The organism is Paracoccus sp. T5 (assembly GCF_048538155.2).
GTDB lineage: Bacteria > Pseudomonadota > Alphaproteobacteria > Rhodobacterales > Rhodobacteraceae > Paracoccus.
Map to the genome: position 1 here is coordinate 2,744,490 of NZ_CM135809.1, position 20,584 is coordinate 2,765,073.

Below are 20,584 nucleotides of genomic sequence, written 5' to 3' on the forward strand. Positions count from 1 at the left end.
GTCATCACGCAAGCCACGTCCCCAGGGGCGCTTCGGAGGGAGGAGCCGATCTTGCTGGACCTGACAAACATTCGCGCCGAGCTTGAGGCTCATTACGACCTGTCGCCCTCGGTCGAGCTGGCGCAGCAGATGTCGGACATCCATGCCCGCATGGACCGCGTGATGCCCTTTCCGGATTGGGCCGTGGCCGCGCCCTATGTGGCCGCGATCAACCGGCTCAAGGCAGAGCGCGGCGCGGTGATCCTGGCACATAACTACATGACGCCCGATATCTATCACGGCATCGCCGACGTGGTGGGCGACAGCCTGCAGCTGGCGATCGAGGCCACGCGGGTCGAGGCCGAGGTGATCGTGCAATGCGGCGTGCATTTCATGGCCGAGACCTCGAAGATCCTGAACCCTTCCAAGACCGTGCTGATGCCCGACATGGAGGCCGGCTGTTCGCTGGCCGAATCCATCACGGCGGAAGGGATCGCCCAGATGCGGGCGCAATATCCCGGCGCGATGGTCGTCAGCTATGTCAACACCACGGCCGAGGTGAAGGCCGCCTCGGACATCTGCTGCACCTCGTCCAATGCCGCGCAGATCGTGGCGGCGATGCCCGGCGACACGGTGATCATGACGCCCGACAAATGGCTGGCCCAGAACGTGGCAGCCCAGGTGCCGCAGAAGCGGATCGTGTGGTGGGACGGGGCCTGCATCGTGCATGAACGCTTTACCCCCCAGGACCTGCGCGACTTCCGCGAGTGGCATCCCGGGCTGAAGATCATCGCCCATCCCGAATGCCCCCCGGACGTCGTGGCCGAGGCGGATTTCGCCGGGTCGACCAAGCACATCATCGACTGGGTGGGCGACCACCGGCCGGCCAAGGCGATGTTGGTGACCGAATGCTCGATGGCCTCGAACATCTCGGACGCGCATCCCGAGGTCGAGTTCCTGGGCCCCTGCAACATGTGCCCCTACATGAAGAAGATCACGCTGGAGAAGGTGCTGTGGTCGCTGCATTCGATGACCGGCGCGGTCGAGGTCGATGCGGCGGTGGCCGACCGCGCGCGGCTGGCGGTGCAGCGGATGATCGACCTGTCGCGGCAGCTGGCGGGCTGACCGGATGATCCCGACCGACCGCGTGGTGATCGTCGGCGCGGGTCTGGGGGCGCTTTACGCGGCCCTGGTGATGGCGCCGCGGCCGGTGCTGATGATCTCTCCCGATCCGCTTGGCGAGGGGGCCAGTTCGGCCTGGGCGCAGGGGGGCGTGGCGGCGGCCATGGACCCGGCCGACAGCCCGGACGCCCATGCCGCCGACACGGTAAGCGCCGGTGCCGGCACGGTCGACCCGGAGGTGGCCCGGCTGGTCACGGCCGAGGCGCGGGCGCATATCCTGTCGCTGACGACGCTCGGCACGCCCTTCGACCGCGATCCCGCCGGGGGTTACGTGCTGTCGCGCGAGGCCGCCCACAGCTTTGCCCGCGTGGTGCGCGTCAAGGGCGACCAGGCCGGAGCCGAGATCATGCGCGCGCTGGTCGCGGCGGTGCGCGCCGCACCGTCGGTCCAGGTGCTGGAGGGCTTCGTTGCGACCGCGCTGCTGGTCGAGGGGGACCGCGTCGCGGGCATCCATCTGGCGCGGGCGTCGGGGTCGCAGCCGGTGGCGATCCGGGCGCCGGCGGTCCTGATCGCGGGCGGCGGTTCGGGCGGGCTGTATTCGGTCACGACGAACCCGCCGCGCATCCGCGGCGAGGCGATCGGCATGGCGGCGCGCGCGGGCGCGGTCATCGCGGATGCGGAATTCGTGCAGTTCCACCCCACCGCCATCGCCAGCGGCGAAGACCCCGCCCCCCTGGCGACCGAGGCGCTGCGGGGCGAAGGCGCCCTGCTGGTGAACGCCGCCGGCCAGCGCTTCATGACCGCCCTGCATCCCGATGCGGAACTGGCGCCGCGCGACATCGTGGCCCGCGGCGTCTATGCCGAATGGCGGGCCGGGCGCGTGCCGGCGCTGGATTGCCGGAACGCCTTGGGCGCCCGCATCCTGACGCAGTTTCCGGCCGTCGCCGCGGCCTGCGTCCGCGCCGGCATCGACCCTGTCCGCCAGCCGATCCCCGTCGCCGCGGCCGCGCATTACCACATGGGCGGCATCGAGACCGATCTGGACGGGCGCAGCAGCCTGACGGGCCTCTGGGCCTGCGGAGAGGCGGCCTCGACAGGGCTGCACGGGGCCAACCGCCTGGCCTCGAACGGCCTGCTGGAGGCGCTGGTCTTTGCCCGGCGCGCGGCCCTGTCGATCGGCGCCGGTCCCGCGACCGCGCCGCCCCTGATCCTGCCCGACCTGCCCCCCGCACCCCTGCCCGACCCGGCGCTGGTCGCGCGCCTGCGGGAGGCGATGACGGCAGGTGCGGGCGTCCTGCGCGATGCCGCCGGGTTGCAGGCCGCGCTGCGCGTCGTCGCGGAGGTCGAGGCGGGCCAGCCGGACTGCCCGCAGCTGCAGAACATGACTGCCACCGCCACGCTGATCTGCGCGGCAGCCCTGCTGCGCCGCGAAAGCCGGGGCGCCCATGCCCGCACCGATCACCCCGACACCGTCGCGCCGCGCCGCAGCCGCATGACCCTGTGCCAGGCGCTTGCCCTGCGCCCCGCCCCCGAACCGGAGCCGCTATGACCGCCCTGCCCGACCTGATCCTGGAACCTCTTGTCCGCGCCGCCCTGATCGAGGACTTGGGCAGCAATGGCGACATCACCACCCGCACGGTGATCCCGGCGGGCACGCGCTATGCCGCCCGGATATGCGCGCGCGAGGCCGGAGTCGCGTCAGGCATGCAACTGGCGGAGCTGGCCTTCCGGCTGGTCGACCCGGCGCTGCGGCTGGAGGTGCTGGTGCCCGATGGCACCGCCTTTGCCGCAGGCGACGTACTGGCACGGATCGAAGGCTCTGCCGCCGCGATCCTGTCGGCCGAGCGGGTGGCGCTGAATTTCGCGGGTCGCCTGTCGGGCATCGCCACGATGACGGCGGCCTATGTGGCCGAGACGCGCGGCACCCAGGCGCGCATCACCTGCACGCGCAAGACGACGCCGGGCCTGCGGCTGGTGGAAAAGCAGGCCGTGCTGCATGGCGGCGGCTTCAATCACCGCGTGTCGCTGTCGGATGCGATCCTGATCAAGGACAATCATATTGCGGCCGCCGGGGGCATCCGGCCGGTCCTGCAGGCGGTCAAGGCCCGCGCCTCGCACATGATGCGGGTCGAGATCGAGGTGGATCGCCTGGACCAGCTGGCCGAGGTGCTGGACGAGGGTGGCGCCGATGTCGTGCTGCTGGACAACATGGACAGCGACAGCCTGCGCCAGGCGGTCAAGATGGCGGGCGGCGCGGTCGTGCTGGAGGCCTCGGGCAACATGCGGCTGGAGCGGATCGCCGAGGTCGCGGCGACGGGGGTCGCCTATATCTCGGTCGGCGCGCTGACCCATTCGGTGCGGGTCCTGGACCTGGGCCTCGACTTCTGACGCAGGGGCAGCTTGCGCGCCTCCCTCCACGGCAGCCAGATCCCCCATACTGAACCGCCGACCGGGTTGCTAACCTGCCCCGCGATGGCCGCCAGGGCCAGCCGCGGAACAGGCGCACGCGCCGCCTCTCAGGATGCGGGCATCACGGTGATGTCGGTCAGATTGCCGTCGACACCTTCCAGCATCCCCACCTCGGTCGCCGTTCCGGTCTCCAGATCGACGGTGTAGATCATCCCGCCCGCGACCAGCCAGGCCGTGTTGGTTCCGTCCTCGGTGGTCTGGATGTCGAAGGCGGGGGTGGTCTCGGTCATCTCGATGCCCAGCTTGCCGGTGGCGGCCAGCGTGCCATCATTCGGCGAGGTTTGGCGGATCAGCGCACCGATGGTGGTGTCGATGTCGTACATCGCGGTCTCCTCGGGCTGGCCGAAGGAGTTGGTATAGGCTGCCGCCGCGATGGCCGGAGCCTCGCCCGCATGCATGTCCTCGGCCTCGTAGGCCAGCGCGCCGTCCACGGTCACTTCCCCCGTATCGACATTGACCCGATGGTTCGTGGTCCCGGTCATCAGGCGCAGCCGGTCGGCCATCGGGTTGAAGTCGACGACGACCGGCATGTCGACCATCGGCAGCGGGCTGTCCATAACCGACAACTCGGCTGCCTCGCCCGATGCCGGATCGATCGTGACGATGCGGTTGTCGGCGGTGACCCCCACCAGCGTCCGGTTGGCGGGGCGATAGTCAATGCCCACCAGACGCTCGACCCCGCTGACGGGCATGGTGGTGACCTCGGCCGGCGTTTCGCTATCGAACATCACCAGTTGCGTGCCGTCGACCAGGCCGACCATCGGGGCGGCAGCGGCGGTCCCGGTCGAGATGCCCAGGGTCAGAGCGACGGCGGTGGCGGTGCGGAGATGGGTCATGTTGATGGTCCTCATTGTGTTCGCGGGCGGCGTCAGGCCGCCCATTGCCCCCTTGGAGACACGGCGGGTGCGTCCCTGGATGCAGCCTGGCGAAAAAACTTTGGCCGGACCCAAGGCGCTGGCAGGCCCACGCGACGGCTGGACCCGGAGCGGTCCTGCATGCCATCGTGGCGCGGGACATGGTGGAGGCACAGGCACATGAACATTTCCGCCGCTGCGGCGACGGAGGCGCCTGTCGACCTGGCCGACGCGCTGCACCGATGCGCCAAGGGCGAGCACGAGGCGCTGCGCCTGATCCTGGAGACCGAGGGCGGGCGGCTTCTGGGCGTGGCGCACCGGATGCTGCAGCGGCGCGACCTGGCCGAGGAGGCGGTGCAGGACAGCATGGTCCAGATCTGGCGCAAGGCGCACCAGTTCCACCGCGGCGACGGATCGGCCCGCGGCTGGATCTTTGCTGTCCTGCGCAACCGCTGCCTGAACATCCTGCGCGATGGCCGGCGGTTGGAAAGCCTGTCGCCGGAGGACCTGACGGCCATGCAGGACGCGCGCCTGTCGGCGGCGGGAACCGGGCTTGACCTGCTGGGGGACCGGGTGGCGCTGAAGGATTGCCTTGTCGGGCTTGAACCGCAGACGCGGCGGGCCATCCTGCTGGCCTATGTCGGCGGCTTCACGCATGGCGAGATCGCGGCCATCCAGTCGGTGCCCCTCGGCACCTGCAAGTCGTGGATCCGCCGCGGCCTGGACCTGCTGCGGAGGTGCCTGTCATGACCGACGACCTGGACGCCCGCGCCGATGCCTTTGTTTTGGGCCTGACAGACCAGCGGACAGAGGCCGAGCTGGAGGCGCGGCTGGATCATGACCGTGCCTGGGCGGCCGCCGTTGCCCGCGCACGCGACCGGCTGCTGCCGCTGGACATGATCGCCCCCGAGATGCCGGCCCCGCTGTCCCTGTGGGAGGCTGTCCTGCCCCAGCTGGATGCGCCCTTGTCCAGGCCGCCCGTGTCCAGGCCCGCGCTGACGCCGGTGGCCGCCAATGATCCCGGGCCGCTCCGTCGCTGGCTGCCGGCCGGCCTCGCCGCCGCGGTCGGCATCTTGGCGGGGATCGTGCTGGGCGGGAACTGGCGGGTGCCCGACCCGGTGGTAGTCGCCGTCCTGCTGGACGATGCCGGCCGTCCCACCGCGGTCGTCGAGGATTTCGGCCAGGCCGATGCGCGCATCCGGTTCGTGGCAGGCATCGATGTTCCCGCAGGCCGGCAGATGCAGGTCTGGACATTGCCGTCGGTGGATATGGGGCCGGTCTCGCTCGGCCTGCTGTCCGGAAGCAGGGCGACTCTTCTGGACACGCCCCCCCTGCCCACGCCCTTGGACGGCCAGCTTTACGAGATCACCCTGGAGCCTCTGGGCGGCTCTCCGACCGGGCGTCCCACGGGCGAAATCCTGGCCAAGGGGCTGGCCGCCCGCCAAGACGAGGTCTAGCGCGGCCGCCAGCAAACACCCCGGGTCGGGGCGTTCTCCAGATAGCGAAACCCTGACCGGGCATGCGGTGTCAGGTCCAGGTGCCGGTGCGCCCCGGTCGTCGGGTTGCAGGCGGATCGCGGATCGTATTCGGGGTCGTCCGGTGCGCGACAGGATGATGTTTTTCTGACATGATGCGCGAAATCGAGCTGCCATGATCCGGACCGGTGGCGGGCCCGGATCGCCGCAGGAGGCTGTCATGGGTCCCAAGAACACGATCTGCATCTGGTACGATCGCGAGGCAGAGGCTGCGGCGCGGTTCTATGCCTCGGTCTTTCCCGACAGCGCGGTGCAGGCTGTCCATCACGCGCCGCTGGACAATCCCGGCAGCAGGCAGGGCGAGGTTCTGGTCGTCCGCTTCACCGTTTGCGGCATTGCCTGCATCGGTCTGAACGGCGGGCCGATCTTTCCGCAGAGCGAGGCCTTTTCCTTCCAGATCGCCACCGACACGCAGGAAGAGACAGACCGCTACTGGAACGCCATCGTCGGCAATGGCGGGCAGGAAAGCGAATGCGGATGGTGCAAGGATCGGTGGGGGGTGAACTGGCAGATCACCCCGCGCACGCTGACCAAGGCGCTGGCTGCGGGCGGTGCCGAGGCACGGTACGCCTTTGCCGCCATGATGACGATGCGCAAGATCGACGTCGCGGCCATCGATGCCGTACGCCGCCAAGGCCATTGAAAGGAAGCAGGATGACCGAACCCATCAGGATCGAGACGATCCTGGCCGCGAGGCCCGAAGCGGCATGGGCCGCCTATACGTCGCCACAGGCCATCATGGCGTGGAACCAGGCCTCGCCGGACTGGCACTGCCCGGCCGCTTCGGTCGATCTGCGTCCGGGCGGTCGTCATCACGCACGGATGGAGGCGCGCGCCGGATCCTTCGGCTTCGACTTCGAGGCGACCTACGAGGAGGTGGATGCGCCCTCGGCCCTCACCCTGCGCCTCGCCGATGGCCGGAGCGTCCGCACGACCTTCGTCGAGGAAGGCGACGGCACACGGGTGACCACGGTCTTCGATCCCGAGACCCAGAACCCGGTCGAGATGCAGCGCGACGGCTGGCAGGCGATCCTGAACAGCTATGCAAGCTTCGTGGCCCGGTCCGGGTAAGGCCATTCCGTTTGGTCCTGTTTCTGAATGCCGGAGACGACAAGGCAACCAGAAGGTCGAAAGCGGCAGGCCGGAACAGGGTGGTAAATCCGTCATCAGGGCGGATCTGTCCCGCCCCGCGCGCGGCATTTGCGCCACAGGTCCACCATCGGGCAAAGGAAGCTGTTGAACCTTACTGTTTCTATCTGTTAATCGCGCCCCGACACGTCCCTCACCAGCAAGCCACGGATCAAGGTCCCGCGCCAGCCGACCCTTCGCACCCTGATCCGGAGCCCGTCGATGCGCCCCTGTCCCTCCCCTCTTCGCCCGCTTCTGCTTGGTGTCGCCTTCGCGGCGATCAGCCCGACCGCCCTTCTTGCGCAGCAGACGGCCCCCATCGTCCTGGACGAGATCACGCTGCAGGCCGCGACCGCGACCGGCACCATCGCCGCACCGGCGCAGCCCTATGCCGGCGGCCAGGTCTCGACCCGGACCCGGCTGGGGGCGCTTGGCGATGTGGACGTGCAATCCGCGCCCTTTCGCGCGGCCGCCTATACCGAGGAGCTGATCCGCAACCAGCAGGCCCGGACCCTGGCGGATGTCACGCGCAACGACCCTTCGGTGCGCCAGGACGCGCCGGCCTTCAGTGAGCGCGACTCGTTCTTCATCCGCGGCTTTTCCGTGCCGAACCTCGACACGCTTTATGACGGGCTGCCCTATATCGCCAACCCGCGCCGCAGCGCGCTGGAGGGGATCGGCCGCGTCGACCTGCTGATGGGGCCGACGGCGCTGGCCAATGGCGGCGTGGGCCGCGTGGGCGGCACGATCAACATGATCCCGAAGCGCGCCGAGGACCAGGACCTGACCCGCGTCACCACAGGCATCGCGTCGGACAGCCAGCTCTGGACCCATGTCGACCTGGGCCGCCGCTTTGGCCCCCGCAAGGAATGGGGCGTTCGCGGCAACCTGTCCTGGCGCGGCGGTGACACGGCCCTGGACAACAACAACGCCGAGGTCGGCGTGGCGGCCCTGGGGCTGGACTATCGCGGTGACGCGCTGCGCGCGACGCTGGACCTGAACGCGTCCAAGCAGGACTTGGACGCGCCGACATCGCTCTTCAATGCGGCGGCGCCGGGCGTGCCGATCCCGGATGCCCCGGATGGCGACATCAACACCGCCAACCCCTTCGAATTCCACGACAGCACGCATCGCATGATCGCAGGTCGGGTCGAATACGATCTTGCCCCGGCGACGACGGTCTATGGCGCCTTCGGGGCCAGCCGCTACCGCGAGGATTTCCTGACCTCGAACTATACGATCACCGCGCCGAACGGGGATGCGATCAACGAGCTGGGCTTCAACCCGCAGGAGATCGAGGGCCGCACCGCCGAGATCGGGCTGCGGACCGAGGCCACGACCGGCCCGGTGCGCCATCGCATCACCCTGTCGGCCGCCTATGCGCTGAACCGAAACAACCGCGGCGAATTCAACCCGCGCCTGCTGGGCTTCCCGGTCGCGGGCACCAATATCTATGATCCCGTCTATCTGCCGGCGGCGCCGGACCTGTCGGGCCTGCCGCGCGCGGACGGGCTGATCCCCTTTGCGGACCTGCGCAGCCGGTCGGTCGCGCTGTCGGACACGATGTCGCTGGACGATGACCGGGTGCAGCTGACCTTCGGCGGCCGCTGGCAGGAGATCCGCACCCGCGGGTTCAACACGCGTCCGGGCATTCCCGACTTTCCGGTGGGCGAGCAGAACTATCTCTACGAGGACAGCGCCTTCACCCCGGCCATCGCGGCGTCGTGGCGCATTCGCGACGGGCTGACCGTCTATGGCAACTATGTCGAGGCGCTGACCGAGGGGCCGATGGCGCCCTCCGTTGCCGAGAACGCGGGCGAGCTGTTCCCCGCCGTGGTGAACCGCCAGCGCGAGGTCGGCCTGAAATACGACCTGGGCACCGTGACACTGGGCGCGAGCCTCTTCGAGATCCGCCAGCCCAATGGCATCACCGATCCGGCCAGCAACGTCTTCTCGCTCTCGGGCCAGCAGCGCAATCGCGGGCTGGAACTGTCGGCGGCCGGCGCACCGATGGAGGGCCTGCGCATCCTGGGCGGGGTCACGCTGATGGATGCGGAACTGCGCCGCACCCAGGACGGGGCCTTTGACGGCAATGACGTGCCCGGCGTGCCCCGGACGGCCGCCAGCCTCTATGCGGAATACGATCTGCCCTCGGTTCAGGGCCTGACGCTCAACGGTCGCGTGATGCATGGCGGCTCGACTTGGTATGACCAGGCGAACACGCAGAAGGTCTCGGGCTGGACGCGCCTGGATCTGGGCGCCCGCTACGCCGTCGAGGCGCAGGGCCGCGAGATCGAGCTGCGCGCCAATGTCGAGAACGTCCTGGACGAGAGCTACTGGGCCAGCTCGGCTCGCGGCTTCCTGGCGGCAGGCGCGCCGCGCACCTACGCCGTCTCGGCCTCGATGAAGTTCTGAAGGTCTTGGCTGTTGATCAATGGCATTCTGGCGGCCGCGTGCCGCCGGGATCTGCTGATGACGATGAAGGCATCTGACTGGTCCGCCTGCCATCCGGCCGGCGAACCAGATATCGACCTTGGTGGCCCTGTGCGTCAGCCTCCACGGAGACATCCGTTTCCTTCCACACGAAGGCGGATGCAGCGCACGGTCCAGCAGAGAAATCCTCCTTCAGCCTCGCCCGCCGTCAGGATGCCGGTCATCTGGTGCCTGTCGTCCCTCCTGATGCGCAACATGCGATCCGCGGCAATTGTCCGGCTTCCTCAAAACCTGCATGACGTCATGGTCGCTCGCAACAAGAACACCGGTCCTTGATCGCTCATACCGCTCTGCGTGAGGGAGTTCACAAGAGGTTGCAAAGCCATAGCCTGAAGCTCCCGAGCAGCAGGCGCAACCAAGGCGGACAGCAATACCACAGGCCGATCTGGCTGGTGAACTGGAAACGGCTGGATGACGCGGGGCGGGAACATTGTTCGCACCTGCGGGTTCCGGGGCCTGTGTTCGTCCCTAGAGACTCTGTGGCCTCAGCCATAGGCGCGCAGGATGTATTTCTGGAGAGGCCGTGCGATGCCCCACGGTGGCTGGGCAGGCGCTGGCCGCCGTTCAGCCCAACTTGGAAGAAGAGTTGCGCATGGCTGCGTCATTGTCGACAGGATCGCCGCGGCAACGTGGCGTGATGTTCAACTCGCCGCCCCGCAGGGCGGGGCGCTAATTTGAAGGATCGCGACAGTGACAGAGATCGATTTCCGCGAGGTGGTTGTCATTGGTGCCGGCTTTGGCGGGCTGGAGGTCGCCAAGGCGCTGGGCCGCGCGAAGATCGGCGTGACGGTGATCGACCGCCGCAACCACCACCTGTTCCAGCCGCTGCTTTATCAGGTGGCCACCGCTGCCCTGTCCGCAACGGATGTGGCCGAGCCGATCCGCAGGATCCTGCGCCGATACGCCTCAGCCAGGGTCATCTTTGGCGAGGTCGAGGTGATCGACACAAAGGCACGGCGGCTGCGGCTCAGTTGCGGGCACGAGATCGGGTATCGCCACCTGATCCTCGCCAGTGGGGCCAGCCACGGCTATTTCGGCCACGACGAATGGGCGCAATGGGCGCCGGGTCTGAAAACCATCGAGGACGCGCGGCACATCCGCTCGCAGATCCTGCTGGCCTTCGAGCGGGCCGAGCGAAGCGACGATCCAGCGGAGCGTCAGCGGTTGCTGGAGATTGCCATCATCGGCGGCGGACCCACGGGCGTCGAACTCGCCGGCGCGATTGCCGAACTCAGCCGCCACACGCTGCTGCGGGACTTCCGCACCATCGACCCGGGCAGCGCCCGCGTCACGTTGATCGAGGCCGGCCCGCGTCTTTTGTCCGGCTTTGCCGAGGAGATGTCCGCCTATGCCAAGGCCCGGCTGCAGCGGCTGGGGGTCACCGTGCGCACCGGCGAGGCTGTCGAGGAGATCGGCCCCACCAGCATTACTGTTGCGGGTCGCAGCCAGCCGGTCGGGGTGGTGATCTGGGCTGCGGGCGTTTCGGCCTCGCCCCTGGCAAGACAGCTGGGTCCGACCGACCGCGCCGGCCGGATCGAGGTCGATGAGACGCTGTCGGTCAAGGGCCTGCCGCAGGTTTTCGCCTTGGGCGATGTGGCGTTGTTTCCGGGCCCCGACGGCCAGCCGCTGCCGGGTCTGGCGCAGGTCGCCAAGCAGCAGGGCATCCATTTGGGTCGGGAACTGGCCGCGCATCTGGGGAACGGTGCGCCGATGGCTCCGTTCCAGTACAACAGTCGCGGGAACACCGCGATCGTCGGCCGCCACGCCGCCGTTTTCGAGCAGGGCAGGTTCAAGCTGAAGGGATGGCTGGCCTGGGCGACCTGGGCGATCGTCCACGTCTATCTTCTGGTCGGCTTCCAGAACCGGTTCCTTGTGTCGATGCAATGGCTCTGGCGCTACATGACCTATGAGCGCGGCGCCCGGCTGATCGCCGGCGACTTCATCGAGAACGAAAACCCGGAAAGCGCCCCCATGCCCCGCGACCGGCTGCGACAGCCGATCAGCCCGAAGGCGACGGCGCCGGGCGCGCAGGAGGAGGAAGCCCGGGACAGTGACCTTCTGCGGGCCGCCGAGCCGTCGGCTCGAGCTGCTGGAACGGCTGGAGAGGCTTGAGAGGCTTGAGAGCGTGGCCGCCATTTCTGTGCCCCAGAAAGCTTCTCATCTGACCGCGGGCCATAGTGGCGATGCAGGGCGCCCGTCATCAATGAGCCGCTTGCGCTTGCTTCCGGCTAAGGGCAGCAGATGATCGGAAGCGGTCCCAGCGGCGTGACTCACGAAAAGAGCAACGCGCGGCTGCGTCGCGAGGCCAGCCCCTTGCTGAACTTCCCTGAGATGATGGCCATGCTGAAATGGGCTTCCGGTGACGTAACCGGTACGGGCAATCCATCAGGAACGGCGGGAGGGGATCACCTTCAGTGCCCTGATCAACTCTGCCTCGACCTCACCATCTGCGACCGGATCGGCAAGAAGCTCCTTTGCCGACGCTATCAGGTGTCTCATCTGGCGAATGCAAGCATCGGCCATGGCCAGCCGAAAAGCAACCAAGGCAATATCGGAGAGTGTACCGGGAGCATGCAGGGGCGCCTTTCGATCAGCGGCCGCACACTGCGCATGCGGTCAAAGGAGCGGTTCGACATATCCTCGAAGGTGACGCGCCGACAGACGCCCGGATCGTCGCGCGTCGTTGGTTGCGCCCAAAAGCGGCGGACAAATGCCACGAGCCCGGCACGGAGCCGGTTCAGGCAGGGAGTGGCCATGTGCGGGTATCGAGCCCAGGAGACAAGGCCCGACCAAGCACCTCGACGAGCTGGTCGGACAGAAAGAGGATGTCATGAACATCTGTCCTGTTGGCATTTGGGGTGTAACAGGCGCACATTTGCGGTCTGGCTGCCTTGTTCAGGTTGCTGACTGGGCACGCGCTCATGACCGGTTCCACCCGCCACAAGGAAATCTCCGGGAGACCGGTGAGGGATGATCTGGATCTTCTTTTCATGCGCGAGAGCAGCAAGGCCCTTCAGGTCGATCTGCTGAAGGAACCACGGCCCTTGTGGGCGGATGATCTAATGGCTTTCGCCTTCGGGCTCGTCGCGCCAAGCGCCGATGTCAAGGGGGTCGTGATCCGAGTATCCGCGCCGGCCGCCCTCCTCCAGCATCCGGGTGACCGAGCAATGCAGCTTGTCACCGATCTTTGCGGCCACGTTCATGATGTTGATGGATTCAGGAATGTGATGGATGTAGCCGATCAGCCTGCCGACAGCCGCAAGCGTCAATACCAGCGCGGACAATACAAAGATGGGACCCAAGAACATCGATCTTGGTCTCGGACAGTTCCAGCCGTGCGTGCACGGTGCTGAGAACGGCGATGCAGTAGGCAAAGGTTGCAGCAAAGATCCCCAGGACGATCTGTTTGGTCCTGTCTCCCATGAAGTTGCCGATGAGACGAGGCCCGTAATTGGAACTCGCAAAGGACACCGCGACAACGGTGACAGAAAATGCCACGCCCGCGACATCAAACGCGGCCCCGGCAAGCGTCGTGAGGATCGCACCTGCGCCGTCCACCTAGGTTGCGCGAATGAAGCCCGCGCCCTCGATCCAGTCTGAGCCCAGCAGCGAGTCGAGATAGGGCAGCAGAAAGCCGAGAACAACAGCGCCTGCTGTCATCAGGCTCGGCCAGAACCAGTAATTCTGCCGCAAGCCGATAATTTTCTGAAACAGGAGAATGTGAATCGTCTACCTTGAGCACTGTACAAATACTTGGTCAGGCCGCCGCCATTCTTGCCCGGCCATGCGGCTCCTCAAGCCAACATGGGCTTGTCACGCGCAAGCGCAGGAACGCCGTCGTACGCAATCACGCGTTCATTGGGATTATTGGGGTGCCACGCCTGAACAGGCGGCACAGGAACCCTCTGCCCGTGGATCTATCAACTTTGCACCCGGGGCGTCACAGCCAGAGGCCAGTTACCGGGTAATCCTTCCCATGATTAAGGGGATGCGGCAGTAGAATTTTCTCGTAGCGTGAGCTGAGGATCCGATTAAAGAAGACCGGTTTACCGAGCCGCAGATCATGGCGGTGCTGCGCCAGGCCGAGGGCGGCGTTGCTGTGCCGCGAGCATGCCTGACATGCTTACCGTTCCGGAAGCGCCGAACCTGGTGTGGTCCATGGATTTCATGGCGGATCGTCTGGCCGATGGCCGTCAGTTCCGGCTGCTGAACGTGCTGGAGGACTTCAACCGTGATGGTCTGGGCATCAAGGTCGATTTCTCCGCTCGTCGGGAAAACGATTCACCGGATCGTTTTTTGATCCTCCTCACACCCGCAGAACGGGTTGTGAGGACGTTCAACCAGATCATCGAGTGGCGTGGCAAGCCCATGGCCATCAGGGTCGACAACGGCCCGGAATACATCAGCGAGACATTGGCGATCTGGGCTGCGAAGCAGGGCATTTCTCTGGCCCATATCCAGCCAGGTAAGCCGCAACAGAACACCATTGTCGAGCGCTACAACCGCACCGTCCGCCACGAATGACTGGACCTCGACATCTTCGAACCCATAGCGGAGGCACAAGGAGTCGCAATCGACTGGCCTATGGACTTACAACAATGAGCGGCCCAACATGGGCATCGGCGGCATCACACCCGCACGAAAACTGAAGATGGCGGCGTGAACTCTACGGCCAAACCCCGTTAAACGGGGAGGATTAACCGTTGGACGAGCAGGCCGCGCAACGGCGGAACGTGGTCTCTGGCGATTACGTGACCCTGTGTGTCAGCGACACGGAAACCGACATGTCGACGGAGGTCATGGAAAATGCATTGCAGCACAGTCCAATCACCATCTGGAGCCTAATCGCAATCTGCCCTTGGCAAGCCGAGCGCCCGCGCCTCTGCGCGGATACGGATCGTCAGGACTGCTGCGTTCAAAAGGCTGAAGACGAGCGCCACTTGCCACAGGCCTAGGACCATTGGGGCGACGACGATCTCGGCGATGACGACGGCGTAGTTTGGATGCGGGAACCAGCGGTATGGCCCCCGCGCGACCAGGGGCTCATCAATGACGATGATGCGCGTGGTCCAGCGCGGCCCCAGACTGACCAGAACCCAGATCCGCAAGACCTGCAGCAGCGCGAAGGCGGTCAGCCAACCGACATGGACCGAACTGGTCCAGCCCCACGCAGTAATCGCCAGAAGCCAGGCTGCGTGCAGGGCGACGATGAGGGGATAATGGCGGGCCCCATGCTCCACCGCGCCCCGCGCCAGCAGCCGGCGGGTGTTGCGGCGCGCAAGGACCAGTTCGGCGCCGCGCTGAATCATCAGGAACGCGATGAAGCCCAAGGCAGGGACAGAGGCTTCCATCCTAGAAAACCTCGATCGGCAGGAGGGACAGGGTGAAGCCCGGCCCAAGCGCCGTCGCCAGCAACGACCCCGAGATGTTCCCGTTGAGCACCTGTTCCAGCACGAACAGGACGGTCGGTGCCGACATGTTGCCGTTTCGCGCCAGCACCTGCCGTTCGACATCCAGAGTGCCGGGGGCAAGTGACAGCGTTGTTTCCAGGGCAGTGATGACCTTGGCACCGCCAGGGTGACAGACATGGCGATCGACATGATGATCCGGCATCAGCGCCTCCAGCGCGCGGCGCAACTCCGCCTCGGCGAAGGAAGGGATCGACCGGTCGAAGATGACGCCAAGGCCCGTCTCCTCGACCGTCCAGCCCATGATGCCCAACGTGTCGGGCCACATGTGCTGGCGGCCCTGCCCGATTGCGGGGTACGCGTCGTCGGCCCGCGCCCCGGTACGCAGAACGACCGCCGCCGCGCCGTCCCCGAAAAGCGCGGTTGCGATGATGTCGGCCTTTGCCAACCGGTCTAGGCGAAAGAGGACCGTGCAGGTCTCGACCGCGACCATCAGCACCACCGCACCGGGCCGTGCCGCCGAAAGGTCGGCAGCGATCGACAATCCCGACACGCCGCCTGCGCAGCCCAGCCCGAAGACCGGCACGCGCATCACGTCGGTACGAAACCCCAGCCGTGTCGCGGCCAGCGCATCCAGTGTCGGGGTCACGATTCCGGTCGAGGAGACCGTGACGATGATGTCGACCTGATCCGCGCGCAGCCCTGCCTGCTCAAGGGCGCGGCTGGCTGCCTCACAGAACAGGCGGGTGGCGCCATCCGCATAGGCCTGCGTTCGATCGACCCACCCATGCGGCTGGCGGAACCAGTCCAGGGGCACGACGGAATGGCGTGTGTCGATTCCGGCGTTGCGAAAGGCGGGGGCAAGACGCTCGAACTGTGAAAACCGTGCCTCCAGCAATGCGCGGGACTCAGTCAGAATGTCATCCTGATGCAGGACGTTCGGCGGGACCGCGGTGGCGATCGACAAAAGCCGGGGGCTTTCGTTGCTCAATCGGCAATTCATGACTTGTCGTTTTCCTTTGCCTGGAGATTGTCCGCAACGCGAAAGGATGCGTGGGTGCCGCGAAGGGCAAGACCTCAGACGATGAACGCGCAGATCGTCGGAAATGCTGCACTTCATACGACATTGTCAGGAAGCAGCCCGCTGTCCCAGCTTGGCAGAACTGTTGAGAGAACAGTATGCGACAACTTATCAGTCATGCTTCTCCTTGTGATCGACCGGCTGGAACTTGGCGATGAAAATACACGGATCTGCCGATCGGTCCTTCGCCGAATGAATGCAGGGATCAGCCCACGACTTCGAAGCTGGGCCATGTGGCTGGAGGCAAAGATCCCGCTGGAGTTCGAGGTGACCAGCGGGCGCTGCGGGGCTTCCTGAGGATGGCTGCGCGGCTTGGCCTGGGCCAGAGTGCCGTGTCCGGGGCAAATCGGTTTCATACCAGGCTGAGTGCCGTCGGCCATCGCTTTCAGGGTCCGGCAAGATATGTCGGCTGGCCGACCCGTCAAAGTTTAGACCTGCGCCTGTGGCGCACAAAGGTTCGGCAGAGTTTCGAAGCAGCGATGGGACGCCATGCGCGTTCAAGGTGCCCGCTTCTCCCGCGCATCACCAAGAGGTGCGCGCAACAGGACTATCTATCCTGCCGGCAAGGTCTAAACTGCAAGGCCCGTCGATTTCGGCGGCCATACAGGAGCCAGACCATGGCCAAGGGCATGAACAAGCGCAAGCGCGACGAGAAAAAGCCGAAGAAGGAAAAGCCGAAGGTCAGCGCTGCGGCGCCCAGCACCAAGTTTCCCGTCGCCAATGCCGCAGCAAAGGCCGGAAAGTGACCGCGTCAGTGCCGTCGCCCTCGCGGGAACTGCCTAATGACCAGGACGACAAAAGGTGCGGCCAGACGATCATCGCGTATTGCCTGGAACTGGGCATGACCAGGGCACAGGCTGAAGGATTTTCCGACCGATCAATTGCCAATCGCAACCTAAGGCGCCAAGGGCCTGCCTGACGCAGCGGCCAGCGTATTCGCCTCCATTCTTGAATGGGTGGGGGCGCAGTTCCCTCTGACCTCACCAGAATAGCTGCAGGCGGAGCAATCGCAGCTTTGCCCACGCCGGGCTGCGGTTGCGTTGGCCACCTCCAAGACGGGCCTTGCTGTCAGCGTGTTGAACCGAAGCGGCGCCTCCTGCAGCAACCGTGACCGTAGTCCGGCCCTGGCATTCTTTCCGCTGGCTGCTGAAGACGGACGCGCGCCTGCATCACAAGGAATGCTTGCGGCTCCGAACGTCCAGACCGGCATGACCTGCGCCCTCCAGCTTCCTGACCTCCTGTCCGCCCTCAAGCTGCATCTTGAGGGGTCACACGACGCGCCAGTGGGACAGAAGAGCCCCATGAGAGGCAGGTCCCTGGCAAGGTGCGCGCCTTCGAAAGAATCGAACCCTTCCATCATGCCGCTCTATTCGGCCGACCGCAGTTCCGGCTGAAGCATCAGCCAAGTGCGCGACAAAAGCCCTCCCCAGACAGACATCCCCCCACCCTCACAACTTCTTCCACCAGAACATCCAAGTCACCCCGTGTCGTCCTGTGATTGTTGATCGCGGCACGCAGGCAATGGCGACCGTGAACGGTCGTGTCGGAGACGGCGGCAATGCCCGCCTCCTGCATCCTCACCATGATCTCCACGTTCAGCGTCTTCAGCATGTCCTCTGAAAGGCCGCCGGGGTCATAGCGAAAGCAGACGATGTTGATGAGGGTGGGGAAGCACATCTCCAGCCTCGGCGTCGCCACGATCCGCTCCGTCAGATAGCGGGCGTGGGCCAGGTCCTGGTCGATCAGACGGCCGAACTTGGCCACGCCATGCTCCTTCAGCGACATCCAGACCTTCAGCGCCCGAAACCCGCGCGACGTCTGAAGCCCGTAATCGTGGAGCCAGGCCCCCGATGCGATACCGCGACCCGCATTCTGCAGATATTCGGGGGTCACTGCGAAGGTGTCATGATGCGCGCTCGCGTCCCGGACAAGGGCGCAGCCGACTTCGAAGGGGGCGTGCAGCCATTTGTGGGGGTCGAGCGCGATGGAATCCGCCCGCGCGATCCCCCGGACCAAGGCGCGACCTTTCGGGGCAATGGCCAAAAGGGCGCCGATGCACCCGTCCACATGCAGCCACAGCCCCTCCTCTGCACACAGGTCAGCAATCCCCTCCAGATCATCGATCGCGCCGGTGTTGACCGTTCCGGCGGTTGCGATGACGCAGGCGGGGTCAAGGCCGTTTGTCCGATCCTGGATGATGGCACGACGCAGGGCGGTGATGTCCATCCGGCACTCCTTGTCAGAAGGCACGCGGCGGAGGGCGCGGTTGCCCAAGCCCATCACCTCGACCGCCTTCTGATGGCAGGAATGAATCTGGTCGGAGCCGTAGAAGCGCAGGGGCGCCTTCAGCCCAGCCACACCAAGCTCGCGCAGGTCGATGCCGGACATCCGGTTGCGCGCGACGGTCAGGCCGACAAGATTGGCCATCGACCCGCCCGACACGAGGGTGCCGCTGGCCTCCTCGGGGTAGCCCATCATCTCCTTGAGCCAGTTCACGACCTGCCTGTCGATCTCGGCCGCCGCATGATCGCCGCCGCCCAGGTTCGACCCGAGGATCGCGGCCAGAAAATCCCCGAGCGCACCGGTGAAGTTACTTGCCCCCATATACCACATCCAGAAGCGCGGATGGATGTTGCCCATCGGATAGGGCAGCATGTTCAGGGCCATCTCATCGTAAACCTCCCCGAGCGGCTGGCCCTCTTGCGGCGCCGGGCTGCGGAAATGGGCACGCACCTCTGGCGGCATGTCCTGCCAGACCGGCCTGTCGCGCAGGTCTCTTGTATAGTCGACGGCATCATCGACGATGCGGCGTGCAAGATCGCGCAGCGGACCCCATTCCGCGGGATCAAGGGTTTCGGACCTGTGCTCCATCGCTCAACCCAATTGATATCCGGGGGTGGAGCGCGACAGCGCGACCTCGTCCTCCGTCATCTCCTCCGGGATCGTCTCGAAAAGCGGCGTGGACATGTAGCGTTCGCCGGTATCGGGCAACATGCACAGGATCACGGTGCCCGGATCCGCCCTCTCCGCGATCTCCATGGCAACCGCGAAGGTCGATCCGCCCGAGATGCCGGTCAGGATACCCTCGCGCCGTGCAAGCCGTTGCGCCCAGGCAATGCCATCGGGCCCGGCAACCGGGATCAGTTCATCATAAAGCTTGGCATCCACGGCCTCTTGAAGGACATGCGGGATGAAGTCCGGGGTCCAGCCTTGGATCGGGTGCGGCTGGAAAGCGGGATGACTTTCGGCAGGAGAGCCGTCCGCGTTGCGCGCCTGCACATGGCCGCTGCCGAGCAGCTGCGCATTGGCAGGCTCGGTTAGGATGATCCTGGTCTCGGGCCGCTCGCGGCGCAGCACCCGGCCAACGCCGGTCAACGTGCCGCCCGTGCCATAGCCGGTGACCCAGTAGTCGAGGCGCTTGCCCTGAAAGTCGGAAAGGATCTCTTGCGCCGTCGTGTTCTCGTGGATGCGGGCATTGGCCTCCGTCTCGAACTGCCGGGCCAGGAACCAGCCATTGGCCTCGGCCAGCTCCACGGCCTTGCGATACATGCCAAGGCCCTTCTCCGCCCGTGGAGTCAGCACCACCTTGGCCCCCATCATCCGCATCAGCTTGCGACGTTCGACCGAGAAGCTGTCGGCCATGGTCACGACCAGGGGATAGCCCTTCGCCGCGCAGACCATGGCCAGCCCGATCCCCGTATTGCCGGACGTGGCCTCGACGACGGTCTGCCCCGGGATCAGGCGCCCGTCCCGCTCGGCCTCCTCGATGATGCTGAGCGCCAGCCGGTCCTTGACCGATCCGGCGGGATTGAAGAACTCGGCCTTGACGTAGAGGTCCACGCCCGGAGGCGCGAGATGGGTGATCCGGATCGTCGGTGTGTCTCCGACCGTGTCCAGGATGCTGTCGAACAGCCGTCCGCGGCCGTGCGTGCGTCGCATTGTCATCGCGTCCATAGCCTGCTCCTTGGGTTCTACTGGTCCTTCATGCGGGCGGCCTCGCCGTGGCTCCAGCCTGGGCCGTTTCGGGTGTCAGTGCTGATGCTCGGCGGGTGCGAAAAGGATCAGTTCCACCCGTTCGCCCCCCTCCACATAGGCGTCATGGCCCGGCGGGATCTCGAAGAAGTCTCCCTTGCCGATGCGCGTCTCCAAGCCGGTGTCGATCATGCGCACCACGAGCCTCCCGGAGATGCAGTATCCGGTGTGCTGCATCGGACAGGATTCCGGCGACCCGAGCAGCGGCTTTTCATCAGCCTCCCAGGTCCAGCCGGGCTCGAAGACGGCATGCATTCCGGCGCCGCCGCCGCCCATCCTGACAATGGCGATCCCTCCGCGTTCCTTCATGTCAAGGAATTCGTCGGGGCTGTCGAACCGGCGGGTTTCAATCGTCTGCTCTTGCATCGTCTTTCTCCATTCACGGGGCGGGATTGACGGGATGCCAAGTCACTGCGCCCTCCCAGCCTAGGCCGTCGGCCGCGCCCAAGCTTGACGGGTCCCTGAAGAAATCATGCAGAGGAC

General features: G+C 66.0%; 21 protein-coding genes and 1 pseudogene. 13 read left to right on the forward strand and 9 right to left on the reverse strand.

Going from position 1 to position 20,584, the window contains the following annotated elements:
* The first annotated feature begins 51 nt into the window (after nt 1-51).
* Genes nadA through nadC form a run of 3 tightly spaced genes read left to right on the forward strand, consistent with a single transcriptional unit; the run spans nt 52 to nt 3,489 of the window.
* Nucleotides 52-1,104: a quinolinate synthase NadA gene (gene nadA, locus ACNR9W_RS13450; protein WP_419271222.1), complete on the forward strand. Its 1,053-nt coding sequence runs from the start codon at nt 52-54 to the stop codon at nt 1,102-1,104.
* 4 nt (nt 1,105-1,108) lie between these two features.
* Nucleotides 1,109-2,650, forward strand: coding sequence for an L-aspartate oxidase (locus tag ACNR9W_RS13455; RefSeq protein WP_419271223.1), 1,542 nt, complete (start codon nt 1,109-1,111; stop codon nt 2,648-2,650).
* Nucleotides 2,647-3,489, forward strand: a complete 843-nt coding sequence (gene nadC / locus ACNR9W_RS13460) for a carboxylating nicotinate-nucleotide diphosphorylase (RefSeq protein ID WP_419271224.1) — start codon at nt 2,647-2,649, stop codon at nt 3,487-3,489. Before ACNR9W_RS13455 ends, nadC begins: the two co-directional genes overlap by 4 nt.
* Before the next feature lie 128 nt (nt 3,490-3,617).
* Here nadC and ACNR9W_RS13465 read toward each other — a convergent pair whose 3' ends face one another.
* The gene (locus ACNR9W_RS13465) at nt 3,618-4,406 is read right to left on the reverse strand and encodes a DUF4394 domain-containing protein (protein WP_419271225.1); all 789 of its coding nucleotides are present in this window, start codon (nt 4,404-4,406) and stop codon (nt 3,618-3,620) included.
* Nucleotides 4,407-4,604: 198 nt separating this feature from the next.
* On the opposite strand from ACNR9W_RS13465, the gene ACNR9W_RS13470 reads away from it, so the two are divergent.
* From ACNR9W_RS13470 to ACNR9W_RS13500, 7 genes are all read left to right on the forward strand, one after another.
* On the forward strand, nt 4,605-5,174 hold the full coding sequence (locus tag ACNR9W_RS13470; protein WP_419271226.1) for a sigma-70 family RNA polymerase sigma factor: 570 nt from the start codon (nt 4,605-4,607) through the stop codon (nt 5,172-5,174).
* Nucleotides 5,171-5,881 carry an anti-sigma factor gene (locus ACNR9W_RS13475; RefSeq protein ID WP_419271227.1) on the forward strand — a complete coding sequence of 237 codons (711 nt, stop codon included), beginning with the start codon at nt 5,171-5,173 and terminating at the stop codon, nt 5,879-5,881. The genes ACNR9W_RS13470 and ACNR9W_RS13475 overlap by 4 nt, the downstream gene beginning before the upstream one ends.
* 238 nt (nt 5,882-6,119) lie before the next feature.
* On the forward strand, nt 6,120-6,602 hold the full coding sequence (locus tag ACNR9W_RS13480) for a VOC family protein (protein WP_419271228.1): 483 nt from the start codon (nt 6,120-6,122) through the stop codon (nt 6,600-6,602).
* 11 nt (nt 6,603-6,613) lie between these two features.
* Entirely contained in the window at nt 6,614-7,030 is a 417-nt protein-coding gene (locus ACNR9W_RS13485) for an SRPBCC domain-containing protein (protein WP_419271229.1), read from the forward strand.
* 279 nt (nt 7,031-7,309) lie between these two features.
* On the forward strand, nt 7,310-9,502 hold the full coding sequence (locus ACNR9W_RS13490; RefSeq protein WP_419271230.1) for a TonB-dependent receptor: 2,193 nt from the start codon (nt 7,310-7,312) through the stop codon (nt 9,500-9,502).
* Between the two features lie 12 nt (nt 9,503-9,514).
* Entirely contained in the window at nt 9,515-9,856 is a 342-nt protein-coding gene (locus ACNR9W_RS13495; protein WP_419271231.1) for a hypothetical protein, read from the forward strand.
* A gap of 414 nt (nt 9,857-10,270) precedes the next feature.
* On the forward strand, nt 10,271-11,692 hold the full coding sequence (locus ACNR9W_RS13500; protein ID WP_419271232.1) for an NAD(P)/FAD-dependent oxidoreductase: 1,422 nt from the start codon (nt 10,271-10,273) through the stop codon (nt 11,690-11,692).
* Between the two features lie 947 nt (nt 11,693-12,639).
* Here the strand turns inward: ACNR9W_RS13500 and ACNR9W_RS13505 are convergent.
* The 3 genes from ACNR9W_RS13505 to ACNR9W_RS13515 are packed head-to-tail and all read right to left on the reverse strand — an operon-like array spanning nt 12,640 to nt 13,273.
* Nucleotides 12,640-12,783, reverse strand: a complete 144-nt coding sequence (locus tag ACNR9W_RS13505) for a hypothetical protein (protein WP_419271233.1) — start codon at nt 12,781-12,783, stop codon at nt 12,640-12,642.
* A gap of 13 nt (nt 12,784-12,796) precedes the next feature.
* On the reverse strand, nt 12,797-13,138 hold the full coding sequence (locus tag ACNR9W_RS13510) for a DUF2254 family protein (RefSeq protein WP_419271234.1): 342 nt from the start codon (nt 13,136-13,138) through the stop codon (nt 12,797-12,799).
* Entirely contained in the window at nt 13,139-13,273 is a 135-nt protein-coding gene (locus ACNR9W_RS13515) for a hypothetical protein (RefSeq protein WP_419271235.1), read from the reverse strand.
* A gap of 420 nt (nt 13,274-13,693) precedes the next feature.
* Here ACNR9W_RS13515 and ACNR9W_RS13520 point away from each other — a divergent pair.
* A pseudogene (locus ACNR9W_RS13520) lies at nt 13,694-14,243 on the forward strand (integrase core domain-containing protein); the annotation flags it as partial.
* Nucleotides 14,244-14,421: 178 nt separating this feature from the next.
* On the opposite strand, the gene ACNR9W_RS13525 reads toward ACNR9W_RS13520, so the two are convergent.
* Complete coding sequence (locus ACNR9W_RS13525) at nt 14,422-14,931, reverse strand: isoprenylcysteine carboxyl methyltransferase family protein (RefSeq protein ID WP_419271236.1); 510 nt, start codon at nt 14,929-14,931, stop codon at nt 14,422-14,424.
* A 1-nt stretch (nt 14,932) separates the two neighbouring features.
* A complete protein-coding gene (locus ACNR9W_RS13530) occupies nt 14,933-15,979 on the reverse strand; it encodes a type III polyketide synthase (RefSeq protein ID WP_419271237.1) in 1,047 nt (348 codons plus the stop codon).
* A 93-nt stretch (nt 15,980-16,072) separates the two neighbouring features.
* On the opposite strand from ACNR9W_RS13530, the gene ACNR9W_RS13535 reads away from it, so the two are divergent.
* Both ACNR9W_RS13535 and ACNR9W_RS13540 read left to right on the forward strand, forming a co-directional pair.
* On the forward strand, nt 16,073-16,366 hold the full coding sequence (locus ACNR9W_RS13535; RefSeq protein WP_419271238.1) for a hypothetical protein: 294 nt from the start codon (nt 16,073-16,075) through the stop codon (nt 16,364-16,366).
* Between the two features lie 320 nt (nt 16,367-16,686).
* On the forward strand, nt 16,687-16,815 hold the full coding sequence (locus ACNR9W_RS13540) for a hypothetical protein (protein ID WP_419271239.1): 129 nt from the start codon (nt 16,687-16,689) through the stop codon (nt 16,813-16,815).
* A gap of 652 nt (nt 16,816-17,467) precedes the next feature.
* Here the strand turns inward: ACNR9W_RS13540 and ACNR9W_RS13545 are convergent.
* The 3 genes from ACNR9W_RS13545 to ACNR9W_RS13555 form a co-directional block, all read right to left on the reverse strand.
* Entirely contained in the window at nt 17,468-18,940 is a 1,473-nt protein-coding gene (locus ACNR9W_RS13545; RefSeq protein WP_419271240.1) for a pyridoxal phosphate-dependent decarboxylase family protein, read from the reverse strand.
* A gap of 3 nt (nt 18,941-18,943) precedes the next feature.
* Nucleotides 18,944-20,023, reverse strand: a complete 1,080-nt coding sequence (locus tag ACNR9W_RS13550; protein WP_419271241.1) for a PLP-dependent cysteine synthase family protein — start codon at nt 20,021-20,023, stop codon at nt 18,944-18,946.
* Nucleotides 20,024-20,098: 75 nt separating this feature from the next.
* Nucleotides 20,099-20,467 carry a cupin domain-containing protein gene (locus ACNR9W_RS13555; RefSeq protein ID WP_419271242.1) on the reverse strand — a complete coding sequence of 123 codons (369 nt, stop codon included), beginning with the start codon at nt 20,465-20,467 and terminating at the stop codon, nt 20,099-20,101.
* Nucleotides 20,468-20,584: the final 117 nt, after the last annotated feature.